The organism is Streptomyces sp. NRRL B-24085 (assembly GCF_001282115.1).
GTDB lineage: Bacteria > Actinomycetota > Actinomycetes > Streptomycetales > Streptomycetaceae > Streptomyces.
Window position 1 is genome coordinate 1 of the sequence record NZ_LJBR01000157.1, and the last position, 7,822, is coordinate 7,822.

Sequence of the window (7,822 nt, forward strand, 5' to 3'; positions counted from 1 at the left end):
CGGCCACGCAGATCTTCACGTCCGCCGGATCCCGGCCGGCGGCCGCGGCCGCGTCCTTGACCGCCTTCACCATGTACTCGGTGAGATAGAGGTCGGAGAGCTGGAGGATGAACCCGTCGGCCTCCTCGCCGGTCATCTTCAGCGCCTTGGGGCCGTAGGCCGCCATCCATACGGGGAGTTCGGCGTCGTCCCTGATCCAGGGGAACTTGACGACCGTGCCGCCGAGGTCGGCCTCCTGGCCGGAGCCGAGGGCCCTGATGACCTTCATGGCCTGGCTGATGCGGGCCAGTGTGTTGGGTGTACGGCCCGCGACGCGCATCGCCGAGTCGCCGCGGCCGATGCCGCAGACCGTGCGGTTGCCGAACATGTCGTTGAGGGTGGCGAAGGTGGAGGCGGTGACCTCCCAGGTGCGGGTGCCCGGGTTGGTGACCATCGGGCCGACCTTCAACTTCGTGGTGTTGGCGAGGATCTGACTGTAGATCACGAACGGCTCCTGCCAGAGCACGGCGGAGTCGAACGTCCATCCGTAGGTGAAGCCGTTGCGTTCGGCCCGCTTCATCAGGCTGATGACCTTCGAGGCGGGCGGATCCGTCTGCAGGACGAGTCCGAAGTCCATGGGCGCCACTCCTAGTTGAGGTACTGACAGGTGGAGCGGGGGGTGTACGTGCCGTGCCCGGCGTGCCCGGTGTACTCCCGCTCGGTGATGACGGGTTCGCCGCGCGAGAGGACCGTCTCGACCCGGCCGGTGAGGCGCTTGCCCTCGTAGGCCGAGTAGTCGACGTTCATGTGGTGGGTCTCGGCGGAGACGGTCTGCTCGGCGTGCGGGTCGTAGATGACGACGTCGGCGTCGGCACCCGGGGCGATGGTGCCCTTCTTCGGGTACATGCCGAACATGCGGGCCGGGGTGGCGCAGGCGATCTCGATCCAGCGGCGGCGGGTGATGTGCCCGTCGACGACGGCCTGGTGGAGCAGGTCCATGCGGTTCTCGACGCCGGGGAGGCCGTTGGGGATCTTGGAGAAGTCACCGCGGCCGAGCTCCTTCTGGCCGACGAAGCAGAAGGGGCAGTGGTCGGTGGAGACGACCTGGAGGTCGTTGGTCCTGAGGCCCTGCCACAGCTTGGCCTGGTGCTCGCGCGGCCGCAGAGGCGTGCTGCACACGTACTTCGCGCCCTCGAAGTCGGGCTCGGCGAGGTTGTCCGTCGACAGGAACAGGTACTGCGGGCAGGTCTCGCCGAAGACGTTGAGCCCCTCGTCCCGCGCGCGTGCCAGCTCGGCCACCGCCTCCATGGCCGAGACGTGCACGACGTACAGGGGCGCGCCGGCAACCTGTGCGAGCCTGATGGCGCGGTGGGTGGCCTCGGCCTCCAGGAGCGCCTTGCGCACCTCGCCGTGGTAGCGGGGGTCGGTCTCGCCGCGGGCCAGCGCCTGCTCGACCAGGACGTCGATCGCGATGCCGTTCTCCGCGTGCATCATGATCAGGCCGCCGTTCTCGGCGGAGCGCTGCATGGCGCGCAGGATCTGGCCGTCGTCGGAGTAGAAGACGCCGGGGTAGGCCATGAACTGCTTGAAGGAGGTGACCCCCTCCTCGACCAGCAGGTCCATCTCCTTGAGCGTCTCCTGGTTCACATCGGAGACGATCATGTGGAAGCCGTAGTCGATGGCGCAGTTGCCCTCGGCCTTGGCGTGCCAGGCATCCAGGCCCTCACGCAGGGAGTGTCCGACGCTCTGCACCGCGAAGTCGACGATCGTGGTGGTACCGCCCCAGGCGGCGGCCCGGGTGCCGGTCTCGAAGGTGTCGGAGGCGAAGGTGCCGCCGAAGGGCAGCTCCATGTGGGTGTGGGCGTCGACGCCACCGGGGATGACGTACTTCCCGGTGGCGTCGATCGTGCGGTCCGCGGTCCAGCTCTGGGTACCGGGCACGGCGAGGGCGGCGATGCGGCCGTCCTCGATCAGCACGTCTGCGTGGATCTCGTCGGACGCGGTGATGACGAGACCACCGCTGATGACGGTACGGCTGCGGCTGCTCATACTCCCTCTCCTGCGAACGGGGATCGGAAAAGTTCCGGTCGTCTGTGGCTGGTCGCGCAGTTCCCCGCGCCCCTGAGGGGCGCGGGTGTGCGGGTCGTGATTACGGAGCGGTCAGCGGGGGGTAGGCGTCCGGACGGCGGTCGCGGTAGAACTGCCAGCGGTCCCGCACCTCCCGCAGCTTGGCCATGTCCAGATCGCGGACGACCAGTTCGGTCTCCTTGTCCGAAGCCACCTCGCCGACGAACTGGGCCTCCGGGTCGACGAAGTACGTCGTCCCGTAGAAGTCGTTGTCGCCCAGTTCCTCCACGCCCACCCGGTTGATCGCGCCGACGAAGTACTCGTTGGCGACGGCCGCCGCGGGCTGCTCCAACTGCCACAGGTACGCGGACAGTCCGCGCGAGGTGGCCGAGGGGTTGAAGACGATCTCGGCACCCGCGAGGCCCAACGCCCGCCAGCCCTCCGGGAAGTGGCGGTCGTAGCAGATGTAGACACCGATCCTGCCGACCCTGGTGTCGAAGACCGGCCAGCCGAGATTGCCGGGCCGGAAGTAGAACTTCTCCCAGAATCCCGGGACTTGGGGGATGTGGTGCTTGCGGTACTTGCCGAGGTACGAGCCGTCCGCGTCGATCACCGCGGCGGTGTTGTAGAGGACGCCGGGCTGCTCCTCCTCGTACATCGGCAGGATCAGGACGATGCCCAGCTCCGCGGCGAGCGCCTGGAAGCGCTTGACGATCGGCCCGTCCGGGATCTGCTCGGCGTACTCGTAGAACGCCTTGTCCTGGACCTGGCAGAAGTACGGCCCGTAGAACAGCTCCTGGAAGCACAGGACCTGAGCACCCTGTGCGGCCGCGTCCCGGGCCGCCTGCTCGTGTACCTGGATCATCGACTCCTTGTCGCCCGTCCACGCGGTCTGGAAGAGGGCGGCACGGATCACTCTGCTCATCGGGACCTCCGGTCGCTCGGTGTGCGAGAAGACTAGGAAGTCCGGAAAACGGCTTTGAGTTGCACGGTGTCACGTCTGCGGGCACGCGGCGTGCCACGGTGTCACCCTGTCGCGAGCCCATGTTTCACCGCCGTTTTCCCAGGTCGTAGCGTGTTTCAGCGTTGTTGCGCGTCGTGCGCGAGCAGTGCGATGTGCACCGAGGCGGCCTGCTCGAAGTCGTCGAGGTCGACGCCGAGCCGGCCCTGTATGGCCTCCAGCCGCCGGTAGAGCGCGGGGCGGGAGACGTGGTGGAGCTGGGCGGTGCGGGACTTGTTGCGGCCGGTGGCGAGGTAGGTGCGCAGCACCGCCAGCAGGTCGTCCCCCGTCCCGCACAGCAGTCCGTCCAGCTCGCGCTCGGCGAAGGACTGCACGTGCGGGTCGTCCCGCAGCAGCCTGATCAGGCCGCGCAGATGGACGTCCCTGAGGCGCACCACGGGAGGCAGCGCGCGGGCGGCTGCCGAGTCCGCGACCGCGTCGGCGACGTGCTGGGCCTCCCGCAGCCCCGCCGGGACGTCGTCCCACGAGGTCCTCGGGTCGGCGGCGGCCACGACCGTCCGCGTCAGCCGGGCCGCGAAGTTGGCCGTGAGCACGGCGGCGTCCTGGTCCCGGGCAAGGCTCAGCAGGACGGCGGTGGCCCCGTCGGTGAGTTCGGCGGCGATGCCCGGCAGCCCCAGCAGCCGCAGCACCCGGTCGAGTTCGGCCGGATCGCCGTCGCGCACGACGAGCGGCACGAAGGTGCGCCGGTTGACGGGCAGCCCGGCCGCCCGCGCCCGGGGCAGCAGCTGCCGGGCCGGTACGACCCCGCTGGCCAGGTCGGTGAGCAGGCTCTGCGCGGACTGCTCCTCCCAGGTGTGGGCGGAGGTGCCGCCGAGCATGCGGTGCAGGACGAGGGACTCGGCGGCCCGGTCGGCGAGGAGCCGGCCGGTCGCGGTGTCGCCGCGGTAGCCGCACAGCATGATCTGGCCCCAGCGCTCCCCGCGCCCGCCCAGTTCGGCGCGGATCCAGCCGTCGCCCGCGCCGCCTCCCCCGGTGCCTGAACGGCCCGGGCGGTGCCCCCATGCCTGGCGGGCGATGCGCTCCCAGTCGCGCAGCACGTCGTCGACGGCGGACCGCTCCCCCGCGGTGGCGAGGACGCGGTGCGCGAGGTTGGTGACGACCACGGGACAGCCGCTGTGGTGGGCGATCTCGTCCAGCAGGTGCTGGAGCGGGGCGCCCGCGGTGATGAGTCCGGTCAGGGCGGTGCGGACGGCCTCGGACATGCTGACCGCGGCGAACTTCCGCCGCACCAGCCGGGCCTGGACCTCCTCCGTCAACTCCGCGAAGGGGAAGGGCCGGTGCAGGACGACCATGGGCAGCCCGCACCGCTCGGCGGCCCGGCGCATCACGTCCGGCGCGGACGGGAAGGCGCGGCCGAGCCCGAGGACCACGGCCGCGGCCTCGGCGCGGTGCAGGGACTGGATGTACTCGGCCTGCTTGCCGTCGTCGCCGGCGAGCAGCACACCGGTGGTGAGGACCATCTCACCGCCGCTGAGCATCACACCGACGTCGGCGGCCTCGGCCACGTGCACCCAGCGCACCGCCCGGTCGAGCTGGCCGGCACCGGCCACCACCTCGGGCTCCCCGGCCAGGACCCGCTCCAGCATGAGGACCTGACGGACCGACAGGGCCGGCTCCGAGGACTCCAGGGGTTCCAGGGGCTCCAGGGTGGCGCTCATGACGGTGTTCCCTTGCTGTGGGCCTACTGGATGGTGCTCCTCAGAGCGTGTTCGAGGATCGCGGCGCCCTCCTCGGCCTCCGCGACGGTCAGGGACAGGGGCGGGGCGATCCGGAGGGCGCTGGTGTTGTGCCCGCCGCCCTTGCCGAGCAGCAGCCCCTCGGCGCGGGCGGCCTCCAGCACGGCGGCCGCGGCCTGCGGGTCGGCTTCGTCGGTGCCGGGCTTCACCAGCTCGACGCCGAGCATCAGTCCGCGCCCGCGCACCTCCCGTACGCCCGGGACCTGCGCGGCGACGGCCCGCAGCCGCTCGATCAGCAGTCCGCCGACCCGCCGGGCGTTGCCCTGGAGGTCGTGTTCCAGGAGGTAGGACAGGTTCGCGAGGCCGGCCGCCATGGTGATCTGGGTGCCGCCGAAGGTCGAGATGCTGTTGGAGTCCAGGCAGTTCATGATCTCGGCGCGGGCCACGACCCCGCCGATGGACATGCCGTTGCCGATGCCCTTGGCGAAGGTGAGGATGTCCGGCGGGCCCGAGCGCCCGTGCGCCTGCCAGCCCCAGAAGTGGTCGCCGGTGCGGCCCCAGCCGGTCTGCACCTCGTCGGCGATCCACAGGATGCCCCGCTCGTGCAGCACCTCGCGGAAGGCGGCGTAGAGGCCGTCGGGCGGGGAGGTGAAGCCGCCGACGCCCTGGATCGGCTCGGCGATCAGCGCGGCGGGCGGGCGGGTGTGGCCGAGCAGGTCCTTGAGGTCGTCGACGCAGGCCGCGATGAAGTCGTCGTCGCCGAGCGAGGCGTACGGGCCGCGGGTGCGCACGCCGCCGTGGACGTACAGCGTCTGGAGCGGGGACAGCGAGGTGGGCGACCAGCCGCGGTTGCCGGTGATGCCGACCGCGCTGAAGGAGCGGCCGTGGTAGCTGTTGCGCATCGCCAGGATCGTGTTGCTGCGCCGGTAGGTGGTGGCGAGCAGCAGGGCGGTGTCGTTGGCCTCGGTGCCGGAGGTCGTGAAGAAGACCCGGGCGTCCGGGATGCCGGACAACTGGGCGATGCGCTCGGCGAGTTCGACCATCGGCCGGTTCAGGTACAGGGTGGAGGAGTGGATGATCCGCCCGGCCTGTTCGCTCACCGCCTTGGTGATCTCGGGCAGGGCGTGCGCGGTCATCGTGGTCAGGATGCCGCCGAAGAAGTCGAGGTACTTGTTGCCCTCGGAGTCCCACACGTACCGGCCCTCGCCGTGCGTGATCTCCAGCGGCTCCTCGTAGTAGAGGGCGAGCCAGTCGGGCAGGACGGCCCGATGACGTCCCAGCAGGTCCTCGGTCACGGCTGCACCAGCCCTTCGTAGGCGTCGGGGCGGCGGTCGCGGTAGAACGCCCACTGCTGCCGCACGTCCTCGATGAGGTCGAAGTCCAGGTCGCGGACGACCAGTTCCTCCTCCTTGTCGCTCGCCGTCTCCCCCACGAACTGGCCGCGCGGGTCGACGAAGTACGACGTCCCGTAGAAGTCGTTGTCGCCGTACTCCTCGACGCCGACCCGGTTGATGGCGGCGACGAAGTACTCGTTGGCGACGGCGGCCGCGGGCTGCTCCAGGCGCCACAGGTGGGAGGACAGACCCCGGTGGGTGGCGGACGGGTTGTAGACGAGCTGGGCGCCGTTGAGGCCCAGCTGCCGCCAGCCCTCCGGGAAGTGGCGGTCGTAGCAGATGTAGACGCCGACCTTGCCGACGGCGGTGTCGAACACCGGCCAGCCGAGGTTGCCCGGCTTGAAGTAGTACTTCTCCCAGAAGCCCTTGACCTGCGGGATGTGGTGCTTGCGGTACTTGCCGAGGACGGTGCCGTCGGCGTCGATCACGACCGCGGTGTTGTAGTAGAACCCGGACTGCTCGACCTCGAACACCGGCACGACGACCACCATGCCGGTCTCGCGGGCGAGTTCCTGCATACGGCTCGTGGTCGGGCCGTCGGGCACCGGCTCGGCCCAGCGGTAGTGCTCGGGTTCCTGGACCTGGCAGAAGTAGGGGGCGTTGAACACTTCCTGGAACCCGATGATCTTCGCGCCCTGTCGGGCCGCCTCGCGGGCGTGCTCCTCGTGTTTCGCCACCATGGACTCGGTGTCGCCGGTCCAGGTGGCCTGGACCAGAGCGGCACGTACGACGTTGGCCATGAGCTGCTCCTTCGGCGGGGACGTCAGAGCCTCTACGCCCGTAGAGGGGGCCGTAGAGGGACGAACGTAAGCCTCCTGGAGAGGCTTGCCAAGACCATCGTCGTTAACCGGCGAAGTCGATCTCGTTTCACACTCCAGTGGAGGAGTGACGTGCCCGGTCAGCAGGGTTGTGGAGGACCTGTCAGGCGGGGAATCCCGCGACCCGCAGGGCGTGCACCAGGTCCCAGTGCCGCTCCTCCGAGACCCCTCGCGCGGCGGCCAGGAGCAGCGGTACGAGGGTCGCCGGGCCGGGTCCGGCGCTGCGGGCGGCCTCCTCGGGGGTGCGGACGCGGACGTAGGCGTCGAGGAGCGCGGTGACCTCACGGTGGCGGCCCTCGGCGACCAGCGCGAGCACCGCCGCGCCGATCTCAGCGGCGGGACGCGCCACACCCTGCCGGAGCACCTGCTCCCCGTCCGTGCTCCGCCCGGCCGCGGCCAGGGCGTCCGCGGCGGCCACCAGCCGGTCGGCGGGCAGCGACGCGGCCTCCCACAGCAGGGTCGCCCAGTCGGCGCCCAGCCCGGCGCGCTGGAGCTCGGCGGCGAGCAGCGGGAAACGGTCGGCGGGCCAGTGGGCGATCTCGACGAGCACGGCGTGCGCCTCGCCGGTACGCCCCTCCGAGCGCAGCCGCACCAGCCTCGCGACCGCCTCGGTGGTCTCCCGCCGCGCCACCGCGTCCGACGGTTCCGCCCGCTGCCCCGGACCGGCCTCCGCAGGCACCTCGGGCACCTGCGCGGCCCCCGCGAAACGGGCCCCGCGCGGAGCCCGCCCCTTCGCCACGGGCACGGCGGGCGGATCGGTCACGGCGGCCGGGGGTACGACGACGGGGGCGCCCCCCTCCTCGGCCGCACCGGCGAAACGGGCACCGCCGCGCCGGCGCTTGCGCTTCGCCTCGGGCGGCGGCGCTG

At 71.0% G+C, this 7,822-nt stretch carries 6 protein-coding genes and 1 pseudogene; all 7 read right to left on the minus strand.

Annotated elements, in window-relative coordinates; genetic code table 11:
- Positions 1 to 616 (minus strand): TIGR03842 family LLM class F420-dependent oxidoreductase (locus AOJ26_RS18810; protein WP_063790292.1); only part of this gene is annotated, 616 nt, incomplete at its 3' end.
- An 11-nt stretch (positions 617 to 627) separates the two neighbouring features.
- Entirely contained in the window at positions 628 to 2,028 is a 1,401-nt protein-coding gene (hydA, locus tag AOJ26_RS18815; RefSeq protein ID WP_053849476.1) for a dihydropyrimidinase, read from the minus strand.
- A gap of 100 nt (positions 2,029 to 2,128) precedes the next feature.
- Positions 2,129 to 2,971 (minus strand): nitrilase-related carbon-nitrogen hydrolase, encoded by an 843-nt coding sequence (locus AOJ26_RS18820; protein ID WP_053849477.1) that lies wholly within the window; start codon positions 2,969 to 2,971, stop codon positions 2,129 to 2,131.
- 155 nt (positions 2,972 to 3,126) lie between these two features.
- Positions 3,127 to 4,725, minus strand: coding sequence for a PucR family transcriptional regulator (locus AOJ26_RS18825; RefSeq protein WP_053849478.1), 1,599 nt, complete (start codon positions 4,723 to 4,725; stop codon positions 3,127 to 3,129).
- Positions 4,726 to 4,748: 23 nt separating this feature from the next.
- Complete coding sequence (locus tag AOJ26_RS18830) at positions 4,749 to 6,038, minus strand: aspartate aminotransferase family protein (RefSeq protein WP_053849479.1); 1,290 nt, start codon at positions 6,036 to 6,038, stop codon at positions 4,749 to 4,751.
- On the minus strand, positions 6,035 to 6,877 hold the full coding sequence (locus AOJ26_RS18835; RefSeq protein ID WP_053849480.1) for a nitrilase-related carbon-nitrogen hydrolase: 843 nt from the start codon (positions 6,875 to 6,877) through the stop codon (positions 6,035 to 6,037). Before AOJ26_RS18835 ends, AOJ26_RS18830 begins: the two co-directional genes overlap by 4 nt.
- A gap of 181 nt (positions 6,878 to 7,058) precedes the next feature.
- Positions 7,059 to 7,822 (minus strand): annotated as a pseudogene (locus AOJ26_RS18840) (hypothetical protein); the annotation flags it as partial.

What these genes read in the sequence shown, in the direction of transcription:
- AOJ26_RS18835 (WP_053849480.1), bottom strand. Translation starts at nt 6,877, where the DNA reads ATGGCCAACGTCGTACGTGCCGCTCTGGTCCAGGCCACCTGGACCGGC.
- AOJ26_RS18825 (WP_053849478.1), bottom strand. Translation starts at nt 4,725, where the DNA reads ATGAGCGCCACCCTGGAGCCCCTGGAACCCCTGGAGTCCTCGGAGCCG.
- AOJ26_RS18820 (WP_053849477.1), bottom strand. Translation starts at nt 2,971, where the DNA reads ATGAGCAGAGTGATCCGTGCCGCCCTCTTCCAGACCGCGTGGACGGGC.
- hydA (WP_053849476.1), bottom strand. Translation starts at nt 2,028, where the DNA reads ATGAGCAGCCGCAGCCGTACCGTCATCAGCGGTGGTCTCGTCATCACC.